Source organism: Xenorhabdus kozodoii (assembly GCF_002632875.1).
Classification (GTDB): Bacteria; Pseudomonadota; Gammaproteobacteria; order Enterobacterales; family Enterobacteriaceae; genus Xenorhabdus; species Xenorhabdus kozodoii.
Genome location: NZ_NJCX01000009.1, coordinates 1 through 25,797, shown reverse-complemented (window position 1 = coordinate 25,797; position 25,797 = coordinate 1). Strand labels below are relative to the sequence as shown.

Annotated in this window: 25 protein-coding genes and 2 pseudogenes; 12 read left to right on the top strand and 15 right to left on the bottom strand. The window is 39.5% G+C overall.

Annotated elements, in window-relative coordinates:
• The first annotated feature begins 61 nt into the window (after positions 1-61).
• The 5 genes from Xkoz_RS07510 to Xkoz_RS07495 all read left to right on the top strand — a co-directional run bounded on the left by Xkoz_RS07510 (position 62) and on the right by Xkoz_RS07495 (position 4,137).
• A complete protein-coding gene (locus tag Xkoz_RS07510) occupies positions 62-1,033 on the top strand; it encodes a phage integrase (RefSeq protein ID WP_099141572.1) in 972 nt (323 codons plus the stop codon).
• 511 nt (positions 1,034-1,544) lie between these two features.
• Positions 1,545-2,486: a Kdo(2)-lipid IV(A) acyltransferase gene (locus Xkoz_RS07505; RefSeq protein WP_099141571.1), complete on the top strand. Its 942-nt coding sequence runs from the start codon at positions 1,545-1,547 to the stop codon at positions 2,484-2,486.
• A 187-nt stretch (positions 2,487-2,673) separates the two neighbouring features.
• Positions 2,674-2,955, top strand: coding sequence for a helix-turn-helix domain-containing protein (locus Xkoz_RS21875; RefSeq protein ID WP_208615224.1), 282 nt, complete (start codon positions 2,674-2,676; stop codon positions 2,953-2,955).
• A gap of 51 nt (positions 2,956-3,006) precedes the next feature.
• Positions 3,007-3,411, top strand: coding sequence for a LysR substrate-binding domain-containing protein (locus tag Xkoz_RS25885; protein ID WP_208615229.1), 405 nt, complete (start codon positions 3,007-3,009; stop codon positions 3,409-3,411).
• A gap of 54 nt (positions 3,412-3,465) precedes the next feature.
• Positions 3,466-4,137 (top strand): LysE family translocator, encoded by a 672-nt coding sequence (locus Xkoz_RS07495; RefSeq protein WP_099141570.1) that lies wholly within the window; start codon positions 3,466-3,468, stop codon positions 4,135-4,137.
• Positions 4,138-4,251: 114 nt separating this feature from the next.
• On the opposite strand, the gene Xkoz_RS07490 is transcribed toward Xkoz_RS07495, so the two are convergent.
• On the bottom strand, positions 4,252-4,611 hold the full coding sequence (locus Xkoz_RS07490) for a hypothetical protein (protein ID WP_099141694.1): 360 nt from the start codon (positions 4,609-4,611) through the stop codon (positions 4,252-4,254).
• A gap of 18 nt (positions 4,612-4,629) precedes the next feature.
• Entirely contained in the window at positions 4,630-5,016 is a 387-nt protein-coding gene (locus tag Xkoz_RS07485) for a hypothetical protein (RefSeq protein WP_099141569.1), read from the bottom strand.
• Between the two features lie 174 nt (positions 5,017-5,190).
• Between Xkoz_RS07485 and Xkoz_RS07480 the strand changes: the two genes are divergently transcribed.
• Positions 5,191-5,979 carry a PhzF family phenazine biosynthesis protein gene (locus Xkoz_RS07480; RefSeq protein WP_099141568.1) on the top strand — a complete coding sequence of 263 codons (789 nt, stop codon included), beginning with the start codon at positions 5,191-5,193 and terminating at the stop codon, positions 5,977-5,979.
• A 116-nt stretch (positions 5,980-6,095) separates the two neighbouring features.
• Here Xkoz_RS07480 and lldD read toward each other — a convergent pair whose 3' ends face one another.
• The 9 genes from lldD to Xkoz_RS07435 form a co-directional block, all read right to left on the bottom strand.
• A complete protein-coding gene (gene lldD, locus Xkoz_RS07475) occupies positions 6,096-7,238 on the bottom strand; it encodes an FMN-dependent L-lactate dehydrogenase LldD (protein ID WP_099141567.1) in 1,143 nt (380 codons plus the stop codon).
• Positions 7,239-7,277: 39 nt separating this feature from the next.
• Positions 7,278-8,861 carry an L-lactate permease gene (locus Xkoz_RS07470; protein WP_099141566.1) on the bottom strand — a complete coding sequence of 528 codons (1,584 nt, stop codon included), beginning with the start codon at positions 8,859-8,861 and terminating at the stop codon, positions 7,278-7,280.
• A 315-nt stretch (positions 8,862-9,176) separates the two neighbouring features.
• The gene (locus Xkoz_RS07465) at positions 9,177-10,097 is read right to left on the bottom strand and encodes a LysR family transcriptional regulator (protein WP_099141565.1); all 921 of its coding nucleotides are present in this window, start codon (positions 10,095-10,097) and stop codon (positions 9,177-9,179) included.
• Between the two features lie 450 nt (positions 10,098-10,547).
• Positions 10,548-11,198: a hypothetical protein gene (locus tag Xkoz_RS07460; RefSeq protein ID WP_099141564.1), complete on the bottom strand. Its 651-nt coding sequence runs from the start codon at positions 11,196-11,198 to the stop codon at positions 10,548-10,550.
• Between the two features lie 816 nt (positions 11,199-12,014).
• Complete coding sequence (locus Xkoz_RS07455) at positions 12,015-12,614, bottom strand: RBBP9/YdeN family alpha/beta hydrolase (RefSeq protein ID WP_099141563.1); 600 nt, start codon at positions 12,612-12,614, stop codon at positions 12,015-12,017.
• Positions 12,615-12,737: 123 nt separating this feature from the next.
• Positions 12,738-13,565: an alpha/beta fold hydrolase gene (locus Xkoz_RS07450; RefSeq protein WP_099141562.1), complete on the bottom strand. Its 828-nt coding sequence runs from the start codon at positions 13,563-13,565 to the stop codon at positions 12,738-12,740.
• A 55-nt stretch (positions 13,566-13,620) separates the two neighbouring features.
• Positions 13,621-14,376, bottom strand: a complete 756-nt coding sequence (locus Xkoz_RS07445) for a thioesterase II family protein (RefSeq protein ID WP_099141561.1) — start codon at positions 14,374-14,376, stop codon at positions 13,621-13,623.
• Positions 14,377-14,630: 254 nt separating this feature from the next.
• On the bottom strand, positions 14,631-15,083 hold the full coding sequence (locus tag Xkoz_RS07440; RefSeq protein ID WP_099141560.1) for a DUF2335 domain-containing protein: 453 nt from the start codon (positions 15,081-15,083) through the stop codon (positions 14,631-14,633).
• A gap of 106 nt (positions 15,084-15,189) precedes the next feature.
• Positions 15,190-15,390 carry a Cro/CI family transcriptional regulator gene (locus Xkoz_RS07435; protein ID WP_099141559.1) on the bottom strand — a complete coding sequence of 67 codons (201 nt, stop codon included), beginning with the start codon at positions 15,388-15,390 and terminating at the stop codon, positions 15,190-15,192.
• 99 nt (positions 15,391-15,489) lie between these two features.
• On the opposite strand from Xkoz_RS07435, the gene Xkoz_RS07430 reads away from it, so the two are divergent.
• Both Xkoz_RS07430 and Xkoz_RS07425 read left to right on the top strand, forming a co-directional pair.
• Positions 15,490-16,206, top strand: a complete 717-nt coding sequence (locus Xkoz_RS07430; RefSeq protein WP_099141558.1) for a LexA family protein — start codon at positions 15,490-15,492, stop codon at positions 16,204-16,206.
• A gap of 251 nt (positions 16,207-16,457) precedes the next feature.
• Positions 16,458-17,234, top strand: a complete 777-nt coding sequence (locus Xkoz_RS07425) for a sulfatase-like hydrolase/transferase (RefSeq protein WP_339373916.1) — start codon at positions 16,458-16,460, stop codon at positions 17,232-17,234.
• A 194-nt stretch (positions 17,235-17,428) separates the two neighbouring features.
• On the opposite strand, the gene catA is transcribed toward Xkoz_RS07425, so the two are convergent.
• Positions 17,429-18,067 (bottom strand): type A chloramphenicol O-acetyltransferase, encoded by a 639-nt coding sequence (gene catA, locus Xkoz_RS07420; RefSeq protein ID WP_099141556.1) that lies wholly within the window; start codon positions 18,065-18,067, stop codon positions 17,429-17,431.
• Between the two features lie 438 nt (positions 18,068-18,505).
• Between catA and Xkoz_RS07415 the strand changes: the two are divergent.
• Positions 18,506-19,012, top strand: a pseudogene (locus Xkoz_RS07415) (integrase core domain-containing protein); the annotation flags it as partial.
• A 459-nt stretch (positions 19,013-19,471) separates the two neighbouring features.
• On the opposite strand, the gene Xkoz_RS07410 reads toward Xkoz_RS07415, so the two are convergent.
• Positions 19,472-19,996 carry a hypothetical protein gene (locus tag Xkoz_RS07410; protein WP_141554401.1) on the bottom strand — a complete coding sequence of 175 codons (525 nt, stop codon included), beginning with the start codon at positions 19,994-19,996 and terminating at the stop codon, positions 19,472-19,474.
• A gap of 66 nt (positions 19,997-20,062) precedes the next feature.
• On the opposite strand from Xkoz_RS07410, the gene Xkoz_RS07405 reads away from it, so the two are divergent.
• Positions 20,063-20,599: an IS3 family transposase gene (locus tag Xkoz_RS07405; protein ID WP_099141553.1), complete on the top strand. Its 537-nt coding sequence runs from the start codon at positions 20,063-20,065 to the stop codon at positions 20,597-20,599.
• A 102-nt stretch (positions 20,600-20,701) separates the two neighbouring features.
• On the opposite strand, the gene Xkoz_RS07400 is transcribed toward Xkoz_RS07405, so the two are convergent.
• Positions 20,702-21,202 carry a hypothetical protein gene (locus Xkoz_RS07400; protein ID WP_099141552.1) on the bottom strand — a complete coding sequence of 167 codons (501 nt, stop codon included), beginning with the start codon at positions 21,200-21,202 and terminating at the stop codon, positions 20,702-20,704.
• Between the two features lie 450 nt (positions 21,203-21,652).
• On the opposite strand from Xkoz_RS07400, the gene Xkoz_RS07395 reads away from it, so the two are divergent.
• Positions 21,653-22,390, top strand: coding sequence for a phage tail protein (locus Xkoz_RS07395; protein WP_208615223.1), 738 nt, complete (start codon positions 21,653-21,655; stop codon positions 22,388-22,390).
• Between the two features lie 237 nt (positions 22,391-22,627).
• On the opposite strand, the pseudogene Xkoz_RS07390 reads toward Xkoz_RS07395, so the two are convergent.
• Positions 22,628-23,547: pseudogene (locus Xkoz_RS07390) on the bottom strand (tyrosine-type recombinase/integrase); the annotation flags it as partial.
• 835 nt (positions 23,548-24,382) lie between these two features.
• Here Xkoz_RS07390 and Xkoz_RS07385 point away from each other — a divergent pair.
• The gene (locus Xkoz_RS07385; protein WP_099141550.1) at positions 24,383-25,414 is read left to right on the top strand and encodes a hypothetical protein; all 1,032 of its coding nucleotides are present in this window, start codon (positions 24,383-24,385) and stop codon (positions 25,412-25,414) included.
• Positions 25,415-25,797: the final 383 nt, after the last annotated feature.

The following is a 25,797-nucleotide window of genomic DNA, read 5'->3' as shown; positions in this document are numbered from 1 at the left end:
CATGAGGATTTTCTTGACTGGATAGAAACACAATCACTTTGTTACATCGGAGGGCTTCACTATGCCAATTAAGAAGCTCGATGATGGTCGTTATTTAGTGGACATTAGACCAACTGGCCGCAACGGAAAACGGATCAGGAGGAAATTTGACAAAAAAACAGAAGCGATCGCTTTTGAGCGTTATACACAAGCCAACGCTGAAAGTTTTGGAAAAGCAAAAGACAGGCGAACGCTGAGCGAATTACTTGAATTATGGTGGCTCTACCACGGCGTTACACTCAAAAACGCAAAGAGAGAACGCCGGCAACTTAAAAACACGATCGCCGATTTAGGTAATCCCGCAATAAATCGCCTTAATAAACTTCGTTTACTGGAGTATCGGAGTGAGAGGCTAAAAAACAACGTCAGTGCAGCAACGATTAATCGTGATTTGTATCGGTTATCTGGCATGTTATCCGCATTACATAAACTGGAATTCTTTAATGGTGATAATCCGATCAAAGGATTGCCGACGCTGAAAGAAAAACGGGCTGAAATGACCTTTTTAGCTCATGAAGAAATCAAGCATTTACTCAGCGCGTTATCAGGAGATTATAAGTTGGTAGCATTGCTATGTTTAAGCACAGGCGCTAGATGGTCGGAAGCTGCAACGTTAAAGAGTGAACAGGTCATAAATGGCCGCGTTACATTCCTTGAAACCAAAAACGGAAAATCACGCACCATTTCTATTTCTGATAAATTGGAAAAACTCCTAAAAACCAAAACGTCCGGCCTGCTGTTTAATGTTGTATACAACACTTTTAGAGCAAAAATAAAGGCTATAAAACCTGATTTGCCTCGCGGCCAAGCAACTCACGTTTTGCGACATACGTTCGCCAGTCACTTTATGATGAATGGCGGGAACATTATTGCATTACAGCAGATTCTTGGTCATGCCAGTATTCAGCAAACTATGGTTTATGCGCATCTGTCGCCTGATTATATGCAATTTGCCATTACCCTTAATCCACTGAAAGGCGGGATAGGTGTATAAACATTTTAAGCAAATTATAATGACCTCAAAGTGTCCACACTGGCATGGCTTTCAGTCTGTTATAGTTGCTTATTGTTACTTTTTATTTGATTGATTTAAAATGATTTTTACTTCAAGCAAACAAGGTAAGGCTCTAGGGATGGAGCCTTAAAAGACAGGCATGGTGTACTTTCCTGAATTTCGATTACAAAAAATAAAAACTTCAATGGTCACCCCATTGATGGCTGGGTATCATAACGAAAATGGCGGTTAGCGGATAGAAATTTATGTCTTTCCATCCGTCAGTACCCTGGGATGGCGACTACGATATGGTCAAAGATAGCAAGAGCTTGCCAAACAGTGGATCCGGTGAACAAATTATCACCAAATTAATATTTAGTGCCTCAAAATTTCGATATTCCACTAAAAAGTGTCACAATACACCAATACGATTTTTAGAACCTATCTTAGGTATCTATGATTCAGATAGATTGAAACCGATTCAAAATAACAAATAACATACTGAAAACACATGATACAAGCACCTCCTTTTTGTCGTTCACTTTTACACCCCCGCCACTGGCTGACTTGGCTAGGCATTGGCATACTTTATTTATTGGTTTTGCTACCCTATCCAGCAATTTATTGGATGGGAACCCGACTGGGGCGATTATCGCTGCGCTTCTTAAAAAAACGGGCCAAAGTTGCAGAGCGCAATCTGGCACTTTGTTTCCCTGATATGCCGGCCGAGAAACGGCACGAATGGTTAGTCAAAAATTTCGAGTCGGTTGGAATGGGTGTGTTTGAGACTGGGATGGCCTGGTTTTGGCCTGACTGGCGGATCGAGCGTTGGTTCAAAGTCACGGGAAAGGAACATATCCAAAAGGTGCAGTCCGCAGGCCAAGGAATTATCGTCATTGGTATCCATTTCTTAACACTGGAATTAGGCGCGCGTATGTTGGGTATGCTGAATCCAGGTATTGGTGTTTATCGCCCAAATGACAATCCTGTCATGGATTGGCTACAAACCTGGGGACGACTCCGTTCCAACAAGTATATGCTGGACAGGAAAGATGTTAAGGGTATGATCCGATGCCTAAAAAATGGCGAAATTGTTTGGTATGCCCCTGATCACGATTACGGCCCACGTAACAGCGTATTTGCCCCATTATTTGCTGTTGAACATGCCGCAACCACCACCGGAACCTCAATTCTTGTCCGTTTGGCTAAACCTGCATTGGTCCCTTTTACTCCCCGAAGGTTGCCGAATGGCGAGGGGTATGAGTTAATTATTCAGCCCGCTGTGGACAATTTTCCTCTGCAAGATGAAGTAGAAGCAGCCATATTCATGAATAAGGTGATCGAAAAGGAAATTATGCAGGCACCTGATCAATATATGTGGTTGCATCGCCGGTTCAAAACTCGCCCTAAAGGGATGCCATCTTTGTATGGTAACAACGATAATATCCACTGATACACATAAACTGGTTGTTATTACCTAAATAGCAGCCAATAACTGACTAATCGTTAAATAAGATCCCCAATGTAGGTCATTTCCTTACTCCTCGCCCTGCGAGGAGTAAGGAAACCCCATACTTTGTGTGTATCGCTATTATGAAAATCCAAGCTATTTAAATATTTCATATCATGGAAATCACATCTTGAATAATTACAAGTTATTACCCGCATTATTATCAATATTGCAAACACTGAATCTCACTGAGTCTTCAAAGCAATTGGGTGTCACTCAATCCGCAATGAGTAAAATATTACATCAGCTACGTGAAGATTTTCATGACAAAATTATCGTGAGGGAAGCAAATCAATTTATTCTCACCCGAAAAGGCGAGAAACTGAAAAAGAAATTGCCAGCATTGATGCAACAATTAGAAAACCTCTATACCAATCGCCTTTCAAGATGCGTCTTATATCTCCCCGCGTAGCGGGGAGATATAAACACTCTCGTTGGTTTACAAACGGCAACTTGAAGTTAGATTGGTATAACTATTAACGACTATATCGAAAGTCGACATATTCTGGTTAGCGGTGGTGGAGATAAAGACAGTATCATCGATCACACACTGGCAATAATGAACCTAAATCGTCATGTTTACGCTACAGTCCCCTTCTTTCAAGCCGCCATTGAGTTATTGTTAAAAACAGACACCATGCTAACCATACCTCTGCATATTGCCGCTGATTTCGCCCAACACCATGATTTAAAAATAAAATATTTGCCTATTGATATTAAAGCACAACAATATTATTTGCTATGGCATGAGAAATATTACCAAGATCCAGCGCATAGATGGTTTAGGGATATCTGTTTTCCTCTTATCAAAGCTCACCTTGACAGGACGATAAAACTGGGTATGAAATTAATTCATACCCACAAGTAGATTTTTCATCTTTTATTCAAAAAATGCCCATATTAATATGATGTTCATCTTTTTATGACGACAACATCAGTTAATATAACATCGGTAATCAATATGCTTTCTATAGAAACACTCATTACATTTATCAGTATTTCAACTTTCTTATGCTTCTTGCCAGGGCCTGATAATATTTTCGTCTTAAGCCAGTCTGCAATAAATGGGCGCAAATCGGGAGTATTAATCACTGTTGGTCTATGTATTGGATTGGTAATACATACATCTTTAGTCTCATTAGGCATTGCAGCAATAATAAGAGCGAACACAATAGCCTTTGAAATTATTAGATTATTTGGCGTACTTTATTTGATCTATTTAGCCTGGGGTGCTTTCAAGGCAAAACCTATTCATCTTAAAGGCAATGCCGACAAATTTAATGACTCAAAAAAACTGATTAAAAAGGGGTTGATTATGAACTTATCAAATCCCAAAGTGATTATTTTCTTTTTAGCTTTTCTGCCTCAGTTTACGACTAACGATACAATTTACATTCCAGTATCTCTTCAATTGTTATGTCTGGGTTTCATGTTTGTTGTAATTGCTTTTATGGTTTTTACACTAATATCCTATTTATCCGGTTTTTTAAATACACGGATATCCAATAAACCATCAATACAAACTGCGCTAAACCGAATCACCGGTTTGGTATTTATCGCATTAGCCATTCACTTACTTATGAGTCAGTTTTAAACAGAAATACATCACATGCCCTTAAGCCGATTGCGAATCCTTTCGCTATTTTCCCGCATCCTTGCACAGTGTCAGAGACAAGTTTAAACTTCCGCTAACAACTGGCTAGTTCAATCAATAAAAAGCACAAGCATCGGCAATATCAGCATAGGAATAACCATTCCCTTGCTCTTTCTCTAATTTTTGCCTTGTTTCCCTATAGCAACGACGTTTAGTTTGTTCTCTAAGATGTTGCATAGTTTGATCTTGTTGTTCTCTCTGTTCCTTCTCCCGTTTCTCGGCTAAGGTATTATCTTTAGCCAATTTCTCCGCGTTCCAATTTTCGTGCTCTAGGCTGCCCCTCTTTTTCTGGTACTCTTCTGAGGGTTTGTTATCCACGGGTATATCGCTTTTGTAGCTTAAATCCAAAGCCTGAGCTTGGGAAAACCACACTGACAAAATGAAAAACAGGCAATAGGCTCCTTTGATTTTCATATCCTTCCTTAATGACATCTAGTTTATCCCTCGGATATGTTTAGTTTGATTCCTGAAACGTTGTAAATCCTGGTCAAAATGTTGCTGTTGCATAGATTGTATTTGTTGTATATAGGAATAAGTATTAAATGGCTGCTTATTATACCAATCATGGTGAGCCCCCAGGCTCTCAAATCTACCATCATATTCTTTCAGCTCCTTCTCCCGCTTTTCGGCTAGCGCATTATCTTTAGCCATTTCTTCCATGTTCCATCTATGCTCCAGGTTGTTTCTCTTTTGCAGGTACTCTTTTGAGGGTTTGTTATCCGCAGGTATCTCGTTTTTGTAACTGAAATCAAAAGCCAGGGCGTTAGAAAACCACACTGACAAAATCAAAAACAGGCAATAGGTTCCTTTGATTTTCATATCTTTCCTTATTGGGACTATAACAACGAATTATTATTTAATAACCATTATCACCTGAGGTCAATACTCTAATCTCTGAACATTTTGCAGCCAAATAAAATAACTCTTTACAAATCAATACCGTTTCAACATTCTGTATTTGGTTTTTTATGATAAAAATGACGTGAGATCCTGATGCATTCCTATCCTATTTACCATGTTGATGCCTTTACGGAAAAATCGTTTTCTGGCAACCCTGCGGCGGTTGTCTTGCTGGATAAATGGCCAACAGATGAAACCCTGGTTTCTATCGCGGCTGAAATTGGCCTCCCAGAAACTGCTTTTTTGGTGGAAAACCATCTGCGCTGGTTTACCCCCAAAGTCGAAGTTGATTTATGTGGACATGCAACCTTGGCAAGCGCATTTGTCCTGATAACCTATCGCAACATTCAAGAGACGTTGCTCACATTCAAAAGTCGCTCCGGTGAGCTGAGGGTTTCTCATCAAGACGGCGTTTTTATCTTGGATTTTCCTCTCGCTGATTGCCATGAAGAAAATACCCTCATCCCTGTTATACAAGATGCCTTGGGACAAAATGTTTCCGCCGTGTTAGCTTCACAGGATCGTTATATTTGTGTATTAGATTCCGCAGAACAAATCATCAATACCCAGCCTGATTTTGATAAAATTGCAGCCTTGCCCCTGCCAGGGCTTACCATTACCGCGCTCGGTGACCTACCCGTTGATTTTGTTTCACGCTATTTTGCGCCAGCCAAAGGCGTCAATGAAGATCCTGTCACAGGCTCCAGCCATTGTGTTCTTGCCCCTTACTGGGGAAAGCGTCTCAATAAAACTGAGCTTTATGCTCGTCAATTATCTGAACGTGGTGGTGAGTTGTTATGTCGAGTTGAAGGGGATCGTGTATACCTGACAGGTAAAGCAAGACTCTTTTCGCATGGTGAGATCCTGCTCGAAAATATATAACGCCTCATTTTTTGATAAAAAAATCAGCACAGTCAGGCAGGAATACCGTTCTATTGGTATTTTAAACAGGGTCAGCAGAATATCTTCTGCTGACCCACAATGGCAACCACCTACCATTAACCTTGGTGACGTACCAGCAAATCTGGGGTAATTTCCGAGATTGATCTCGCTCCGGTTAACGTCATTGCTACCCGCATCTCTTTCTCAATCAGATCCAGCAAATTGAAAACTCCCGCTTCCCCTGCCGCTGCCAACGCATAAACAAAAGCACGCCCCAGCAAAACACTATCGGCGCCCAGCGCAATCATTCTCACCACATCCAATCCCGTCCGAATACCAGAATCGGTAAGAATGGTAATATCATTTTTGACGGCATCCGCTATCGCAGGTAAAGCGCGTGCCGTTGACAAAACACCATCAAGCTGACGCCCGCCGTGATTTGAAACGACAATGCCATCAGCCCCAAAACGGACAGCATCTTTAGCATCTGCGGGATCAAGGATGCCTTTAATAATCATTGGCTCTTTCCAGAAATCACGGATCCATTCCAAATCTTTCCATGAAATGGCGGGATCAAAATTACTGCCTAACCAACCAATATAGTCTTCCAATTTAGTGGGTTTGCCACGATACACGGAAATATTGCCCAAATCATGGGGTTTGCCCCACAAGCCGACATCCCACGCCCATTGAGGGTGAGTCACCGCCTGCAAGATACGACGCATGGCTGCATTCGGGCCACTCATACCGGAGTGTGCATCACGATAACGCGCCCCAGGAACCGGCATATCAACGGTAAATACCAGATTTTTGACCCCCGCCGCCTGTGCCCTTTCCAATACATTACGCATAAAGCCACGATCTTTTAGCACATAGAGCTGAAACCAGATTGGGCGATCTATGGCAGGAGCGACTTCTTCAATCGGGCAGACTGATACCGTCGACAAAGTGAATGGGATCCCTTTTTTGGCCGCAGCACGAGCAGCTTGCACTTCACCACGGCGTGCATACATGCCTGTTAGCCCAACAGGGGCAAGTGCCACCGGCATTGACATTTTTTCCCCGAACAAGCTGGTTTCCAGACTTAATTCGGACATATCCTTCAGTACACGCTGGCGTAACTCAATATTGGATAAATCTGCGGTATTACGTTTAAGGGTATGTTCTGCGTAGGCTCCGCCATCAATATAGTGAAACAGAAAAGGCGGTAACTTAGCTTGTGCTGCAACCCGATAATCCGTTGAAGCGGAAATAATCATAATATGTACCTTAATATTGAAAAGTTATTCGCACATTTTTTAAGATGCCAGAATCAAGGCCATGACAGCCGCAATTCCCCCATAGACCAGCATGGGTAAAATTGTCTTCTTCATAATCTGGCCTTCTGCGTTGGTGATCCCCAAAATAGAGCAAACAGCAATAATGTTATTCAAACAAACCATGTTACCCATCGCCCCGCCAACAGATTGCAGAGCCAACATCAAATTAACATTCATGCCATTGTTCAACGCGATTGAATGCTGTATCCCGCCGAATGTCAGATTGGAAACCGTATTAGAGCCTGAAAAAAATGACCCTAATGCCCCTAAAAATGAAGAGAACAACAGCCAGCTTTCCCCTGTCATGGCAGCCAACGCCTTACCAATAATAATCACAGGCGCATTTTCGTCCCCTAACATCATCATATTTACCATCACTAAGGCACCAAATAGTGCAATGAATGGCTTGAAAATGCGGGAGCCTGTTTCACAGAACATCCGTTGCACTTGATAGCGGTTTAACTGAAACAATGGAATGCACATCAATACGACTAACAGGAATGGAATAATTGCCGGTACGTACAATGTCTTGTAACTGGCAGAAGCTGAGGTTCCCAATACTTGCTGCAAATTGATCACTAACGACTTACTGACGCTCAGATCACCCAGCCAGCCTAAATGCAGTTGCCAATTGATCTCAGCATTATTCAGCCATGCCTTGATACCTAATTGATGGATACGGGTAATAATCAAAATTCCGATCAATAACAAGGTCGGTATCATGGCCTTGATGACTTTGTTAAAAGGCACAATCTGTGGCAAATCATGTCTTCTTTCGTAACGTTTTATGCCAATCCCCATACGGGCAAGCACTACCGATATCGCTAATCCAATAGCGCCCCCCACCAACGCCGGAAATTCATAATTAATTTGGGCCAGCAACAGGTAAGGCACCGTACAACTTAATATACTCAAGATGATAAACAGGCTGTTTTGGCGGATTTCCTGCCACGACACAATAAAACGCAAGGCCAGTAAAGGAATAACAAAACCAGCAACAAAGTGGATCAACGCACTCAAGCGCCCAATTTCCAACAAATTATCTTCCTGTAATCCAAGATTAGCAAAACCGAACCAGGTTGGTGTTCCTACCGCCCCGAAAGAAACAGGAACAGAATTCATCACCAGAGCCAACAAAGCAACCCGCAGGGGATTGAATCCCAATCCAACCAATATAGGGGCAGCTATCGCTGCTGGCGTACCAAAACCACTGGCACCTTCAATCATAAATGCAAACGCCCAACCAATAATCATTAATTGGGCGACGGGGTTGGGGCTGATATTTTCTAACCAATTGCGTATGACATCTTCAGCGCCACTGATCTGCATCAATTTATTCAGTAATATTGCGCCTAAAATAATCGTGATGGGAGTAAAGACGGAAATCAGGGCCGTAATAATATTGGCATGTAATAATACAGGCTGACTGTCAAACCAAAGTAATTGTATGAAATAAACAATGATGGCTGTCAACGGTAAAGCAATAAAGGATGGGATGCCATTACGTTTGGTCATCATCCAAATCAGCAGGACAATCGGCGCGATGCTGAAAAATAAGGGCATAAGTTCCTCAGATGATTATTTTTATAAGATCAGAAATGTAGCTGAAAAGTTAATTCTTCATAACCGCGCCATTATAATCACAACTTTTCTTAAGCACCTATGCTGGGATTTTTTAACCATCGGAAATAATATAAACCGACAATCACTCGCCAATCTAACCAAAAATAATTAAATCAATATAAATCAATTGGATATAAAATATGATTTGATTGAAATAATATGTAGCTCACATTAATTAAGCATGAATTTTCAATAGACTATATCTAAAAATGACATAATCCCTGCCGGTTATTTGTACTCCGGCAGAGAAAAATATTAGAAATAATGATTGATATTTTTGTAAGAAACCACGATATGCTCAATCAGCATTCGGATTTTTAGGGGTAAATTTCGGGTGTAAGGATAAACCGCATAAACACCTAATACTTTTCCACTGCATCCCTTAAGTATTTCCAGTAGTTTTCCTGCCTGCAAATCTTCATACACCATGACACGCGGCACCATCGCAATACCAAATCCGCCTAATACTGCTTTATGGATAGCCAATGCATTATTTGAGGAAAAATTGCCGTTTACCTGTAACTCATAAATATCACCGCTACCTGGCCGTTTCATTAGCCAGTTGGCAGTACCGCTTTCCTGATGGGTGTAGGTCAGACAATTATGCTGGAGAAGATCTTCCGCTGATTGTGGTTGCGGATATTTATCCAGATAACCGGAAGAACAGACAATGACCCAGCGTGAATTCAATATGGGTCTGGCAATCAAGCTGGAATCTGGCATCGTGCCTGTCCGAATGGCTAAATCAATACCTTCATTGACCAAATCAACAAAATGATTTTCTAACCGTATTTCTACTTTTAATTTAGGATGGAGACTACAGAATTCCGCCACTTTTTCGCTCAAAAGTAACTCACCTGATACCGTCGGCACAGACATCCGGATCACACCTGTGAGTTCATCACTTTTTTCACTGACAACATGCAAGGCGTCCTGAGTCCGTATGCTAATTTCTTTAGCGTGCTGATAAAGTTTCCGCCCATTCTCAGTCAGGGTAAGACTGCGCGTAGTTCGATATAATAGACGTGCCCCTAGAGATTTTTCCAATCGCCCAATACGCTTACTGATGACTGAACTTGTGATACCTGCACTCTCTGCCGCTTTGCTGAAAGACCCACAATCAACAATCAGGGCAAACAAGATTAGATCATTCGCATATTCATGGGTAGATAACATAATTTTATGTATTTCAATTCGTGTACTTTAAGGTGTGCATTCAGGGGTGAACAGTTTAAACACTGCAAGCAATAAAGCAATAATATCTTCACTTATCGATAAAAATACGACTTATACTGTCCAGATTTTAAATGATAGTCAAACCTCATAGCCGATGAAGCATATTTAAAATAACTCACTGGTCTTTATACGCATTAAACTTCAAGTTGCAATTTACAACACTATATGAAACTTGATTTCTCCCCGCTTCGCGGGGAGAAATCACACGCATCTTGAAGTTAGATTGGTATATAGTTAATATCCCCCTAAATACCGTTTTATAATAGTGAGACTCTGATATTTATAAAGATCCCTTACCCCAAGAACAAAGTTATCTATGCCCTTGGGGATCCGTCCTTGCTATTACACTGTATTTTTCAATCTATTAGGTATAAAAGCGCTTATTATCAATTAGTCGTAGCAAGTCCAATATTCAGGATCACCTGCATCATGAAGATATGTTCCTTCAGGTGGCTGAGTGAGAGTAATAGCCCAGCCACTGTTCGATTCGTGCATAGTTTCTGCTCTATAATTATACATATCATAAAGAGGCCCTATCGGTATCGGAGTCGAATTGAAGGAGGCTTGGATAAAAAAGGGAGGTGGTGCGCCATCTGATGTTGGGGTCAGCTCCTCTAAACGTGCCGGACAATACTGTTTGGAGTAAAATAATCCATAAAAATAAGGTGGATCAATATACCCATCTTTTTGTTCTATCATGCCAATACGGCCAGTCCACAACAATTTATTATCCTGTGTAATGAACTTAAAAGAGGTAAATTTTTCCTCAAAGAAGCAAGGCCCAAAACCATCTTTATCCTCCCAAATAAAAACACCTTTTTGTCCTGGAGCTACTGTTATGAAATCGGGTTCGCCTTCTCGTGGTTTATATGTACAACGCCCATAGGATGGAGGCGAGTATACTGTTATTGTGTAATTTGTTTGATTATTAATGGTTATTGGATGTTCTGCTGAAGAAAACACTGAGGTTGATATTGTGGATAATAGCATTAAAACAAATAAATTGAATACGCCATGTGGAATTAATTTAATATTTTTCATAATAATAGTCCCTCATATTCAAACACTTAAACAAAACAGACTTAAAGCCAACTCAACTATGCCCATCGCCTTTCAAGATGCGCCTGATATTTCCCCGCGCAGCGGGGAAACATCAACACTCACATTGTCTTGCAGGCTGCAACTTGACGTTGGATTGGTATATATAATTCATTGAGTTATAATTAACTTCGCCCACTACTTGTTATTGGCCTCGTTTGTATAATTTAATGAAAACATGAAATAAGAACGTCATATTTAAGAAATTTAATTTATGTTTTCACATCATAATGTAAGATAAGAGTAAAATTATAATCCCCTGTAAATGAACCAAATCAACAATAAGCATTTATAAAAAATTAGTTTTTACTTTATTAGATATCTATAAATTTTAGTCTAAATCAGACATTTTTCCATCAATAGCAAAAGAAATAATATCACATTAGCTTATTTACTTTAATTATCAAAAAACAATAGAAAGAAAAATAACATCCATTGATTTTTATAAAAAATGTCATTACACATTACATAATGACACCAAAACCATTAATGTGATTTAAGGTTATCTGACTAACACTGACAACGAAAATTAAGTTCCGCACTATAACTTGGCCTGTGACCCATTGAAGAGTTTTCTGTTTTTTCCTAACGGATAATTTCTTACCCAAACTCAGGCACTAAATCAATCGCCATTTCGCATCTAATTCATAATGCTAAAATAGTATAATGTTTTAAATGGGTATTTTGTTTTTGAGAGAGTGTCCACTCTCTCAAATAGAAAATAAATCACACGCATCTTGAAGTTAGATTGGTATATACTTATTCCAGCAGCATATTTTCCAGGATGGTATAAACAGGCAACAAACAAGTGAATCCATCCCTATCAAGGAAATGCCCACCATTAGCAATATTAATGACCTCTGTTTGTAAAGAATGAGCCAAAGCCTGGGAAGATTGCGGAGAAACAATTCTATCATCAGAAGAAATAAGCGAAATACGGTGTTGAGTTATTTCACGTAAGAAAACGTAGTCTAACGGATTGGCAGTAAAGGGCGCCAATTCGGGTAAATTAATTTGAGGAGAGTCAAATCCAGAGACTAAAATATATCCACCAATATGAAGTTGCCGGGAGCGTATCGCTTCTAAATGCCGTAATAGCGTGATACAACCGAGACTATGGCCAATGAAAATTGAATCGTTGTCCGCCTCAGGTACAATATCCATCAATATATTAGCCCAAGTTTCAGGTTTAGGGGGTAATGTTTCAGGCATTGCTGGTATGATAACTTCTGCGCCTTGTTCAGTCAGTTTCTCTTTTAACCAAGGAAACCAATGTGATGAAGGTGAAGCAGTATATCCATGAACAATCACTATTTTTTTGCCAAAAAACGGACCTTGAACGCTTATTTTTCCTGACATCACTCACTTTCTCCTATTTGATCACTTATCCATCCATTGATATAAAATATCTCATTATTAATAGATTGTAACAGAGGTAAGCCAATAATCGTGTACCACATCATAAAGTGGCTATCACTTAAATCATACACCCCGAATAAAATTCTTTATCCTTGCACTGAAAGCAGCGGGTTGCTCTATAGGAAACATATGCGTTACCCTTGTGACAATTTCCGATTGGCAATTAGGAATATTTCTTGCCGCTGACGCACTAACAAGTTGAAATAACGGGCGAGAGTATTCACCGTAAGCAATATGCACAGGCAATTTTATTGTCGCTAGAGCATTGACGTTTATATCTGGTCTCTCTTTCTGATCCAATTGCTTAATTACCGTATCTGCCTGAGCTAATTGTACCATACGCACAGCTTCAGGTTGTGATGCAAAATAACCTTTCCGATTTCCTGAACCCTCAATCAGAATTTCTACCATCTCAGGCAATTTTCTTATCCCTGTTGCTGCAAATAAAGGACCAAACATAGCCTGGGCATCCGCCATAAATAGTGCTAAATCATCCTCAGTTAAATGAGATGGATATCCAGGCTCATAAAGAAAAAGGCTACGAAATAATTCAGGCGCTTTTAATACTGCCAATAATGCGACATCAGCACCATAAGACCATGCAACCAGATGTAACGAAGAACAATTCATTTTTCGGATAACTGCAATAACATCATTAGCGTGGGTTTCAATACCAAAATTACCGACTTTTGAAGAACCGCCAAAATGGCGTAAACTCAAAGCCATTGGCGACACCGTATCTTCCAGCTCAATTAGATGTTGACTCCACATATAACTGTCAGCCAACGCCCCATGCAGAAACAATAAGGGGGTTTTGTTATTCTCATGATTATGAAGATACACCAATTGGGCATCATTAACTGTGATTTTCTTTTCTTGATATTTGGGCATTGCTTTTCCATTATTGCGTTATCGATTAAATTACGGCTTGGCGAGTCGATTAGATTTATCCTGCGAGTTTTCTGGCCTGTTTTTCGATCCAGGAAACTATCTCATTATTTTTGAACAAATAAAAATGCCCTCCTGTGAAAATCTGTTGTTCTATGGGTACAGGTAGCACTTGCGACCATTCTGCCAACCGAGAAACAGAAACTCGATTATCCCTGTCTCCTCCTATCACACAGGTAGGGATATTTAACTTCGCCTTAGGTAATCGAGACAAGGAATCCAATAGAATTAAATCGTTTTTCATCGTCTTGATCACATAATTACGCAATGCAGGATTAGCAAGAACATTTGCCGGTGTCCCTTCACATTGTTCAAGGATATTCAGGACATAAGAGTCAGAGTATTCCTCAAATGGCTTATTTATGCAGCCTTCAGGATCATTAAAACCACGGGCAGAGATAACGAGGGCTAACTGCTTTTCTGGTAATTCATTCTCAAGCCTACAAGCAACCTGATAAGCCAGCTCTGCCCCCAAACTGTGTCCAAACAGTAATAAAGGTTTATCCTCCCCTAACCTTAATTGCTTTATTGCAGCAAGGATATCGGACAAAACAATTTCACCATCCACCTGAAAAGGCTCTGTAACACGCATTCCCCTGCCCGCAAGCTCCAAGCAATAAACTTCAATAAATGCCGATAACTTGTGAGCCAACTCAATGTAGGAAAAACTAGATCCTCCGGCATGATGAAAAAATACCAGTTGCACGCCAGCCTCTGGCCTTTTTATTGCAGAAAATAGGACTGAATCAGACAAAATTAGATTCCTTTAGCAGATAGGGGTATCCCATGAATACTTCAAGTCATTGCTTGATTGTTTGCAGTGTAACTTGAAATTAATTGGATATAAATAGCCCTGAAAAATATTCGTTAGGCACAGAATAATAACTATTTATTTCTTTTTCTATAACAGAATAAATTGATTAGGCTACAATTATTAATTATTTAATAGTATTAGCCCTGATAGGGTAGTTACGTGTTTCCAAGATAAAATTTAATATTATTCTGAAATTATTTAATGTTTAATTTTCGACCAATAACAAAGACAGAAACTAACCCGACCAAATCAATGGTGATTAAAGTCCCCGCAAATAACATTTCTCCTCTAAATGCAAAAACAGTCGCGATAATTAAGATAAATATCGTAATGAAAAAGCCCATCCATTGGCCTCTTCTCTCTCTGCTGATCAATCCTTCCAACGCTTTATTCTGCCTTTCATGTTGAAAAACCTGCTCTTTCTCTCTGAGAGCAAACACCCTTTCAGCGTAACCTGGTAAAATTGACTCATAACTTTTTAATATTTCAGGGGATGGAAACGCATCAAGACAATGAGATATCTCTTTATTTTCAAGTAAATGTTCATCTAACGAACCAGCATCTAAGGCATCGCGGTAATCATTTGCGGGCATAATATCCAAAATGCTCCCTATCGCTCTGAAGTAATGACCAATGTTAGAGTTCACGTTTTCTTCCCCAGCAATATACACAAAAAACACTTTAATAAAATCAGTGAGATAATTAAGTTTAATCTATAATAGAGACGAATTAATCATACTCCTGATATCTTCGCTATTCACAATACTCCTGCTTTTGGCTGGGGAACGGTCGGCATTCTTCTGCCTTGTAGGTTCCATCCTCCTGGCGAATCAAAAATATTTTACGCCCCGAACGCAATGCCTTGCTGATCGCCGTTTGATGGACGCCCACCAAACGTGCTGCTTTGGTTTGGCCATTTAATCTTACATATTCTGATAGTGGGATTTTTTCCATACCTTTCCTCCTTCTCTCCCTGAATAATACCCAAAGTACTAAATTTATCAATACTTTTAGTATTTAACATTTTAATAGCGATGGTATTAAAATGAGGGCATGAAAAAGAAACTCACAACAGAACAACTTGCAGAAGCCGCGCGTTTAAAAGAGATATTTGAGTCCAAAAAAGATCAGCTTGGTATCACTCAAGAAACGCTTGCAGAAGAAATAGGCAAGACACAAGGTGCAATTTCACACTATCTCAACGGGAAAAACCCCCTTAACCTGGAGATGGCGATCTTTTTTGCCAAAAAATTGAAAGTTAAAATTGCAGATTTCAGCCCGTCGCTGGATAAACAAGCGAGAGAACTCATCTCCGTTCTCGACGATGATAATGAGGGATTTGCCCGCTATTTACTCTCTCACAAGCAATACCCACTATTGGACTGGGTAAATGCCGGCGATTGGTGCGAAGATCCTGCATCACAATACCAAATAAGCCCCACTGAAAAGTCATACGAAACCAGTGCTGAATGTTCACAACGTGCTTTTTGGCTGGAAGTAAAAGGTGATTCAATGGTATCGCCGAATGGACCACTAAGCATACCGCAAGGTATGATCATTCTAGTTGATCCAGAAATTAAGCCAACGCCTAACAAATTAGTCGTAGCAAAACTCGATGGAGAGAAAGAACTGACTTTCAAGCAACTGATTACAGAAGGATATGATGCGTTTTTAAAGCCATTGAACCCTCAATACAATATGATCCCGCTTAACAAGCATGTACATATTGTTGGCGTGGTTGTGGATGCGAAAATAAGGAAATTGCCCTAAAAACAGTCATTGACCGTCTATTTTTTGACAAATACACCACATAATAGTGACGGTTAATACCCTTTATAACAGGAAAACACCTTATAATTAGTCTGATCTGTTCACTATACTGGTTATAAAAAGAACATAAAAATCTTACTATTATGACCTATACCAATCCAACTTCAAGTTGCAGTTTGCAAACCAACGGGAGTGTTTATATCTCCCCGCTGCGCGGGGAGATATAAAACGCATCTTGAAAGGCGACGGGTATATATCACAACTTTTATTGCCATCTAAAAAATACACCATTTATGGATAAAACCCATGGTGTAATAATCGATGGCTTTACCAGTGGAGGAACAAATACCGTATCTTCTTTACGACTGATGTTGACTAAATCAAATAAAAAGAATTGGGAACCAGATTACAGCCTTGGGTTAATTGATTTAGTTAAGTCAGCAGGCATCAGTACTTATTGGTTATCTAACCAGGGTTATTTAGGTTATTATGATACACCAGTATCAGCAATTGCTGATAAAAGTGATTACACGTTTTTCTTAAAAAGTGGGGATTACCACCGCATAATTCAAGTCAAAGATAAAAAATATGATTACTTATCATGCTATATCGCTTCAATACAGAAAACAGATGAAATATTAAGTAAAATTAACAAAGTTTTATCCGAAAATTACAAAATTTCAGGTCGAAGTTATTCCATGATTTATTTCGCAGATCATGGACTAGCTCATAGAGAGATTGACGAAAAAATCGTCTTTAATAATAGCCGAGAAAGCAAAAGGCATTACGACATTCCTTTATTGAAGGTATCCAGCGATGATACTCATAGAACACAATATAAGGTTTTCAAATCCGGTTTAATGCTAGTAGACGGCATTGCCAATTGGATGGGTATTGAAAATAATTATATTCAGAAAGGATATGATCTATTCTCTATGGAAAACGACTCAGATGATTTTGGTTTACATCAGCGTATTAATAAAAACCATATACCCGATGATCCTGCTATCGATTTAACCGGAAAATAATATTTTTTTAAATATTATAAAACTCGACCAATCTATGTAGGTGACCCTAATCAGGTCACCTACAACAGAAATAAATGAAAGAAATATTAACATAGAGATCCATCTAAAAACAAATAACCATCAGTGTTAACTGATGGTTATTAGGATATTTACGGTCTAATCTCATATCGAAATCATAAATAATTTAGCTAACTTTAACTAAAATTATCACATAACTCTTGTAATTTATTAATAACACGCCCAACATGGAAACCGTCACAAACAGCATGATGTACCTGAATTGCCAAAGGTAACTGAACTCGACTTCCATTTTTGGAGAATTTTCCCATTGTAAATATGGGTGGGAAATAATCCGTAAAATTCGCAACATTTAAATTAAATCCATCAAAATTCACCCACGGCAATGATGATATATGAAAATGATTTTCAGGTAGTTCTGGTTTAGAAAAAAAGCAAATATCATCTTTGTAGATTTCATAATCAGCAATATAGCTTTCCATAAACTCTGTCAGATTAGAATTAAACTCAGTCCAAATCGATGAGAATGTTTCTGCTTCCTTATGAAAGATTGTATACGCAGGATTGACACTATCCCACACAATTAATTCTTCGTTTTTTATAGCCATCCTGAACTCAGGGTAAGAATTTACAACTTTTGATATTAAATAAATCATAGTTGGATAGAATTTATATCGTTTCTCTACCAATAACGATAACAGATGGGTAATATCAATTTTTGTTGTTAGACTAAACCCGCATTGCGCGGCATTACGGTAATACAAGAAATGCGTTTTTCTATCCCAGTGCTCTATATCAATCTTTGAATAACTCATATTGCCCCCTTCTAATATAAAATTTAACCATTGACTAAATTAGAAGGGTTACTCTGTCTGTTTGTATTAGGTTCATGACAACTCCTGTACTAAGCCGGATTAAATACTGAGTTTCTGATGGGAAAAATCATATATTAGTTAAGAATAAATATCCACCTACGTAGCATTATTTTTATAAATCAGGCAAAAAGGGACTCCATACCATAAAAATCGCCGAGGCGGGTTAGTTATGCATTTATTTGTATTAGTCGCGACTTGGTCTGACAGTTCAACTTGAAAAGTTGAGAGTTACCGGTTTTGATATAGATGTCCAAATCTTAAACAAAACACGAGGTAACTCTCATGCTATATACTAACAATCCTATTATTAAGCACAAAGTCGGTTTACTTAATTTAGCCGAAGAACTTGGCAACGTTTCTAAAGCATGTAAAGTGATGGGTGTCAGACGGATTTACCAGCAGACGTTCGTAGATACTTACTCGAAAATGGCCCATTGCAAGCTGTATACCAGTAAAACACCGATTACCGCCGCTGACTTGCTAAATGACCGTGTATTACCGTTCTATCAGTCACAACAGCTTCCAATGCTAAGAATACTCACAGACCGAGGAACTGAGTTCTGTGGGCGTGTTGAGCATCATGATTATCAACTTTATTTAGCGATTAATGATATCGACCATACAAAAACCAAAGCGATGTCACCGCAAACCAATGGGATCTGTGAACGGTTCCACAAAACGATTTTACAAGAGTTTTATCAAATCACGTTTCCTAAAAAACTGTATAGTGATCTGGAAAGCTTACAAGCGGATCTGGACAACTGGTTATGGCATTACAATAATGAAAGAACACATCAAGGTAAAATGTGTTGTGGTCGAACCCCAATGGAAACATTACTTGATGGAAAACGGCTCTGGGCAGAAAAAAATCTGAACCAGATTTAACCTGACAGACACCTGTATAAATAACCGGTAACTGTCAGATCAGATTGCGACTAATACAGCTAATATTCCAAACATTGCTGATGCAAGCCCCCTAATCTCATCGAAAATATCTTTTATTATCCAGATGAATACTCGTTTAACCCATTGTAAGAACATACACTTCATCCCTGTTCGTTGTAGTGGTCAGACTATATGTAATACATTTCAGATATTGGAGCCGCAAATTTATCAGCGGCTCTTTATCCTGTGCTATTTTTTTTGTATATATAGTGAAAAGTTACCGACAACACCGACAAACCGACAATGAGATAAATTATGATTTAAAATCAATAATATATAATGTTAAATCGTTGTCAGTTAATTATCGCTCAATTTTTTGATATCTCAAAAATTACAAAATTACTTTTAAATTTCAATTGGATAGTCACTTTCTTTCATTGTCGATTTTCGACAACGCCGCTAATTCAAAATTCCTGATTTCTTGATTTCCGCTTTTGAGATATTGAACAGAGCATTCATTGAGCCAGTATCTTCTGCACAGACTTTGTAACCAGCGATCACCATTGCAACAATGAAAGCCACATTGCGGATATAAAAAGGCTCGTCGGTATGACTAAATTTATTGGCATTCTCGCGCTCAACAATATGTTTGAACTTATACGATGTGGAATACCCCGTTTTGCTTATCTGCTTGGTTTTAGCGTGTATCAGGTTATGACGTACTAACCAGCGTAAGCAGCTTTCTACTTCACGGTAAAACATTTCACTATCGATCAGTTGTTGCGGTCGGTGTTCGTATTCTTTGCCTCTTCGCGTGGCTAACCCGTCGATGCTGAAATTGGGGAACTGGATAATCAGCCAATTGAGGGCCTGGATAATTTGCCCCTCTATAGGTTTATTTTCCCAATGCTCAGGCTTGTGCGAGTCAATCCCTTGCTGCCAATAGTCTGAGCCGCCGTCTTCAATACAGCGCCTAGTCTCCAAAACTGTCAACCGGGGGCCCACCGTTATCGCCCGGCCGGTGAAGAGCATCCCGCTTCGCCGAATCTCTTGCGGCAACAGTTTGCCCCGGTATGCCCAAATACCCACGGGTGCGGAGACATCACGTATATTCGGACAACAGAGGGAGGGTGCTATCTGGCCGTGGTAATAGATTTATTTTCCCGCCGGGTTGTTGGGATGGCCATCGCTTCTTCGCCGGATGCGGAACTGGTCTGCCGGGCATTGAATCATGCCCTGGAAACCCGTCATCTTGAAGGCCGGCTGGTTTTTCATTCTGACCAGGGAAGTCAATACAGCAGCAAACGGTTTCGCCGCCTGCTCTGGCAAAATAAGCTTATCCAAAGCATGAGCCGCAGAGGCAACTGCTATGATAATTCACCGATGGAACGGGTATTCCGGAGTTTGAAGAGTGAATGGATCCCGCCAGAAGGCTATCGGGACATTCATGATGCCATGAGGGATATCACCGATTATTTGGGCGGGTATTACAATGACATCCGTCCTCATAGCTTTAATGGGGGGATTTTTCCTGCTGAATACGAAAGGCGGTGGGAAAAGGCCAGAAATGTGTCCGGCATTTCTTGACCACTACACTATGGTTATTTTCGCGTTTCCGGTCGAAACGGAAGCAGGCCGAATTAAGGCGGGAAATTCCGCCTTTTTGCATAGCTACGGAAGTCACCAGATTCACCGAACAAGGAATTCCACATTTATATTTATATTCGGTTCACTTCCGTAGACTCTAATTTGATTGCAGTTGGCATCTTCATTGCAAACGGCACTTCTAACAATATCCGGGCACCCTTTAATCACAGTGTACCAACCCGAATCGTATCCATGTTCAAAATACAAAGTGCAACTCATAGAGTCATTAGAAACCGCCCATTCCACCCACTTAGCCCCAAATGCACAGCCACTAAATAAATTATCGTTGTCTTGTAAGTAAACACTTTGCTGGTTACCAGGCTCAATCCTTATCTGATCTGCGCCGCTGTCATACATGCATTCAGTCCTTATTTTGGTCATCGTGAGGCTATTTTCAGAAATAGAGGAACTCTTTAGTTCCACATTGTATTCAGCAGAAAAAACAGGCTGATTTTTTATATTAGTATTCTTTTCTACAGCAAAGAGTGAAGGTGTTAATAAAAAAGATAATAATGTTATAATTACGCCAGATATAATTTTCATGTCACTCAGCCTTTTAATGAAATTATTCGATTGTTACTTCATCATTAATGGAGTACTGAAATGATAACCGCTATACCATATAGGCTATTCACCTATCCGCTTTAAGTATAAAAGTAAGTCCCTACGACGAACGTCACTCAAAAATCGACAAGCTACTGAAGTGATTTAATGTACTTCCACTGCCAGACAGCCCGAATATATTAACGAATGTTGTCAGATCTAATCTGGACTAATACATTTTATCAGTCATCTGATAAATTTCATTAATTCCCCGCCTGTCATTTTATGCCATCCTGCCATCAAAACATTCATCCCACCCACCCATTGCAGTTAGTCAAGATGTATTCTCCAGTATTGATGAACCAATTTTATTGATGTTCACAGGCGGAGAAGTCTCCCGCCTTCATGTTACTTAACAATGTGTATTGTTGATTAAATGAGGGAATAGCTATGCAAGATAAAAAACCTGAAACACAGGTCTTAGGAAATGATGGTCTTGTTGTCGTTCCGACTCCGGAATATGTCAAAGATTCAATCAAGGAAGCGATAGAAGAACACGCCCAAAGCCGTAATCATCCAGATGCAACGCTGCAAGATAAGGGATTTGTAGTCCTGAGTAATGATGTTGGCAGTGATAGCGAAACTATGGCGGCAACGCCAAAGGCAGTTAAGGCAGCATATGATCTCGCCAATACAGCTAACCAGAATACCAATAACAACGCAAACTTAGCTCTACCTGTTGGCGTCCCTGTTCCTTGGCCAACAGAAACGCCACCAGAAGGCTGGCTGATATGTAACGGTGACTCATTTGATACAATGAGATATCCGAAACTTGCCCTTGCCTATCCATCAGGCAGATTACCTGATTTAAGAGCTGAGTTTATTCGTGGTGCAGATGCGGGACGTGGACTTGATCCAACTATTAATGTGTTATCTGCAAAGCCTAGTCAAATCCAATCACACACACATGATTATCGTGACCGATATTATAGCGAAAACAGTGGCTCTATTGGTGGTGCTACAAACTGGGAGTGGCAACCTGATGGGTATAATAATTCCCTAGGCTCAGGTAGTACAGATCATGACAATAATACATTTTTGTATTATAACGACACGACCAGCAGTACTGGTGGAGCTGAAACACACCCTCGCTATATCGCATTTTTATACATAGTAAAAGCCGCTTAAAGCCACGATATATGCAACTTATACCAACCCGCAATTTCTGCGGGTTTATTTTATTCTTTAATCTCCCCCTACCTCAAATTCCACACCGAATCTTCTACCACCCACCCACATTTCCCCCAATCCCCCAACAACTTCTCAATTCCCCCCCATTGGTTATTTATTGACGTCTAAATATGGTTATTTTCAGTGTCATATCCGCTATATAGGGCTGAATTGGGCTGGGTATGTTATGTGAGGGTGAGTTGTGAAAAATCTACGGCTTGGAAAAACATACTGATAACTGCCGCTGATAGGCTGAATCTGCTTCAATAAATCGATAACTTGCTCTGATAATGGCACTACATGAGTACGGCGCATTTTCATTTTTTCGGCTGGAATTGTCCAAACAGCCTTATCTAAATTAATTTCTGACCATTCAGCTTTGCGGATTTCTCCGGACGAATGCCCGTTAATATCAGCATTCGTAAAGCCGTTCTGGCTATCTGGCTTCCCATATATTTATCAATGGAACGGAGAAATTCAGGTAATTCATCTACTGAAAGGTGAGCGTAGTGTTCGCGTTGATGGGGGATAAAAGCACTCGCTAAATCTGGAGCTGGGTTATATTCTGCCCTGCCAGTAATGATTGCATACGTCCAAACTTCACCACAGCGTTGACGGACTTTCTTTAATTTATCGGTGACGCCTCTCTTTTCCATAATAGAAAGGAGGTCTAATAATTCGAGGGGTTTTATTTCAGCAATCGGGCGATGACCAATATAAGGGAAAACGTCTTTTTCGAATGCATCCATCATATCTTCACGATAACCAACAGACCACCTGTCTTTTCTTCCCTCCTACCATTCACGCGCAATACTTTCAAAGGTATTACTGATTTCTCCCTGAGCCGCCAGTTTCTTTTGTTTTTTATCTTGGTTGGGATCAATACCTTCGGCTATCAGTTTCTTGGCTTCATCACGCTTTCTTCTGGCCTCTGCCAGAGTAATAAGCGGAAAAGTACCAATGGCGAGTAACTTTTCTTTTGCTGCAATGCGGTATTTCAGCCGCCAGTATTTAGAGCCGGTTGTCTTTACCAGCAGATATAAACCGCCGCCATCCGATAGCTTAGAATCTTTATCTTGGGGTTTTACTGTTTCAACTTGGGCTGTTAGATACATTGCAATAGGTGCCCGTAGACGTTAATAGCGCTTTATTTGGGATTTTTCGTTGATTTTACTGGGGAAAGTAGACTTTAAGAGATGCTGCCAGAAGTGTAGATGGCGGAGGAGGAGAGATTCGAACAAGTCAATCAACATATTGATTTAAAACAATAATATTAAATATAAAAATAAAACTACACACACCACTATACACAGAAAAATTTAGTAAATAAAAATGAACACTTGAGCAAAATATATCAGTTTTGTTTGACTCTTCCTTTTTCCGCTAACTCAGGAGTCGAACACATGCATATTGTTCAAAGATGCAGACACAAAGGCCAGAAACCTACCCTATAACTCTCAGGGTAATCAACTATAAAGGAAATCGTTATAGTTCTCGTAGATGGTCAAGATTCTGATCACCTCAAAGCGTGATATCACATCTTGGGTGTTGAGGAAATCCCAACACCTTTTAGCAAAGCGGGAATTCCCACTTAGGTGATAACTCATTGATATCTAATCAGACGACATATTTGGCGTCTGGTCATAGTGTAACTGACCCAATTATTTTGGGTTATCTGTCTCATTGCGCCGAAATAAGCACTTAAATAACTCATTGATATTATCACCCACCAACACAGTATCAATTTGAAATATATTTTTTATCACATTTCAATAAATTAGCTCCCTTTCCACTTCACAGATTAGGAATATTCTGATCATATATTAAGAGAAGTTAATTAGTATGGTGTGCCACACAGTGGCTCGGATGGGAAGAAGAAAAAAGAGGTATGATAATTTTTATTATGCAATAGGGATAGATTTTTATTAACTACTTTGTTAAGGATATATCGTGACTGACAATGGTATCTTGGACATTAGTTCGTTTGGGCAATTCGAGCATCTTGTTGAACGAACGTTGAATGAACCTTCATTCGAGGTCGATGTCACAAAATTAAATTTTACCGTATTTCAAAGTGTTAAATTTAAGATTCAAGGCAATGAAACAAAATACTGTGGAGGAATAACTTCATCTTTAGCTCAGGGAATTAGTGATTTTCAAACTGAGTTAAATAAAGTTTTCTCTATCATACGTTATAATACGGATAATTTACAAAAATTATCCGCGCAAGACAAAAAAGCGCTCGAACTAACGTTTGTGATAAATGCTGGTTCTACAGAAATTATTACCAATTTAACTAACTTATTTAAATCTATTGGTGAAGCTTGTGAGAAAATTATGAACGGCATGACACCTCGACAAAAAACAATATGTGTCCTGTTCATTAGCAGCGTTATAGGCGGAGGATGGGTTGCATCAAAAGTAGCTGACAATATCCATAAAGAGAATATGGAGCAGATATCAGCCCAAAGAACAGCGGAGTCCCAAAAAACAGAAAACGAAAGATTAATAATCCTGAAGAATGGGATGCTGAATGCAATGAATAAAACACAAGATAATGATTTGAAAGAAAAAATGATTGATATAGAGAGCCATGGCACCAAAGCTTATACAGAAATTCTTAAATCAGCAAGTGATGCGGATAATATAAGCGTGAGTGGATTAACAAACATTTCTTTATCTAACAAAGATATACAGTCTATTATTAAGAATCCATCAGAGAAATTGGAAAACTCAGAGTTAACTCTTGAGGTTGAAATCGAAAGTATTAAAAAAAATACCGATAGCCTAACGGTTACCTGTAAAACCCCAGAATCTGATCATTCATTCTCGATTTCAGTTAATACAGGATTTATTGAAAAAGACGAAACAGATTTGCTATTTGATGCAATGAAAGAGTCCAAAACAGTCAAGATCCTTGGTAATTATAAAATGAGAGCCGGCGTTATAGAAAAAGGAAATGCTTCATCCATCATTAATTAATGCTAATTTGTATAACATGTAAACCTCTCAGCCCTCCGCACGAGGGCTTTTGCTTATCACAACCCCACCACCCTCTGCCTCACATTCCACACCGAATCAACCAACATTTGGATAGATTTCACTCAAAACCACCCAACGCCCCTCCAAACTCACTTTTTGCACGTTTATTGAACTAAAATTTTGTTGAATTTCAACGTATCCAGTAGTCTGAAACCCGTTTTTAACGCACGAATCAACCCATTACGTAATTTCATAAAACCTCGGTTTACAGGGAACTGCGGAGTTGGCGAAAAATGCGGTTCCTGCTAGCCGGAAAATCAATGGAAAACCGTTAACGGGTGATATCACGCTGAATGCAGGGGATGTAAAAGCTTATCCGATCC

Coding starts and splice junctions, on each gene's coding strand:
- lldD (WP_099141567.1), bottom strand. CDS start 7,238: ATGATTATTTCCGCTTCAACGGATTATCGGGTTGCAGCACAAGCTAAG.
- Xkoz_RS07465 (WP_099141565.1), bottom strand. CDS start 10,097: ATGTTATCTACCCATGAATATGCGAATGATCTAATCTTGTTTGCCCTG.
- catA (WP_099141556.1), bottom strand. CDS start 18,067: ATGAGTTATTCAAAGATTGATATAGAGCACTGGGATAGAAAAACGCAT.
- Xkoz_RS07450 (WP_099141562.1), bottom strand. CDS start 13,565: ATGCCCAAATATCAAGAAAAGAAAATCACAGTTAATGATGCCCAATTG.
- Xkoz_RS07480 (WP_099141568.1), top strand. CDS start 5,191: ATGCATTCCTATCCTATTTACCATGTTGATGCCTTTACGGAAAAATCG.
- Xkoz_RS07430 (WP_099141558.1), top strand. CDS start 15,490: ATGAAAAAGAAACTCACAACAGAACAACTTGCAGAAGCCGCGCGTTTA.
- Xkoz_RS07400 (WP_099141552.1), bottom strand. CDS start 21,202: ATGAAAATTATATCTGGCGTAATTATAACATTATTATCTTTTTTATTA.
- Xkoz_RS07460 (WP_099141564.1), bottom strand. CDS start 11,198: ATGAAAAATATTAAATTAATTCCACATGGCGTATTCAATTTATTTGTT.
- Xkoz_RS07490 (WP_099141694.1), bottom strand. CDS start 4,611: ATGAAAATCAAAGGAGCCTATTGCCTGTTTTTCATTTTGTCAGTGTGG.
- Xkoz_RS07485 (WP_099141569.1), bottom strand. CDS start 5,016: ATGAAAATCAAAGGAACCTATTGCCTGTTTTTGATTTTGTCAGTGTGG.
- Xkoz_RS07495 (WP_099141570.1), top strand. CDS start 3,466: ATGACGACAACATCAGTTAATATAACATCGGTAATCAATATGCTTTCT.
- Xkoz_RS07510 (WP_099141572.1), top strand. CDS start 62: ATGCCAATTAAGAAGCTCGATGATGGTCGTTATTTAGTGGACATTAGA.
- Xkoz_RS07470 (WP_099141566.1), bottom strand. CDS start 8,861: ATGCCCTTATTTTTCAGCATCGCGCCGATTGTCCTGCTGATTTGGATG.
- Xkoz_RS07435 (WP_099141559.1), bottom strand. CDS start 15,390: ATGGAAAAAATCCCACTATCAGAATATGTAAGATTAAATGGCCAAACC.
- Xkoz_RS07395 (WP_208615223.1), top strand. CDS start 21,653: ATGCAAGATAAAAAACCTGAAACACAGGTCTTAGGAAATGATGGTCTT.
- Xkoz_RS07455 (WP_099141563.1), bottom strand. CDS start 12,614: ATGTCAGGAAAAATAAGCGTTCAAGGTCCGTTTTTTGGCAAAAAAATA.
- Xkoz_RS07505 (WP_099141571.1), top strand. CDS start 1,545: ATGATACAAGCACCTCCTTTTTGTCGTTCACTTTTACACCCCCGCCAC.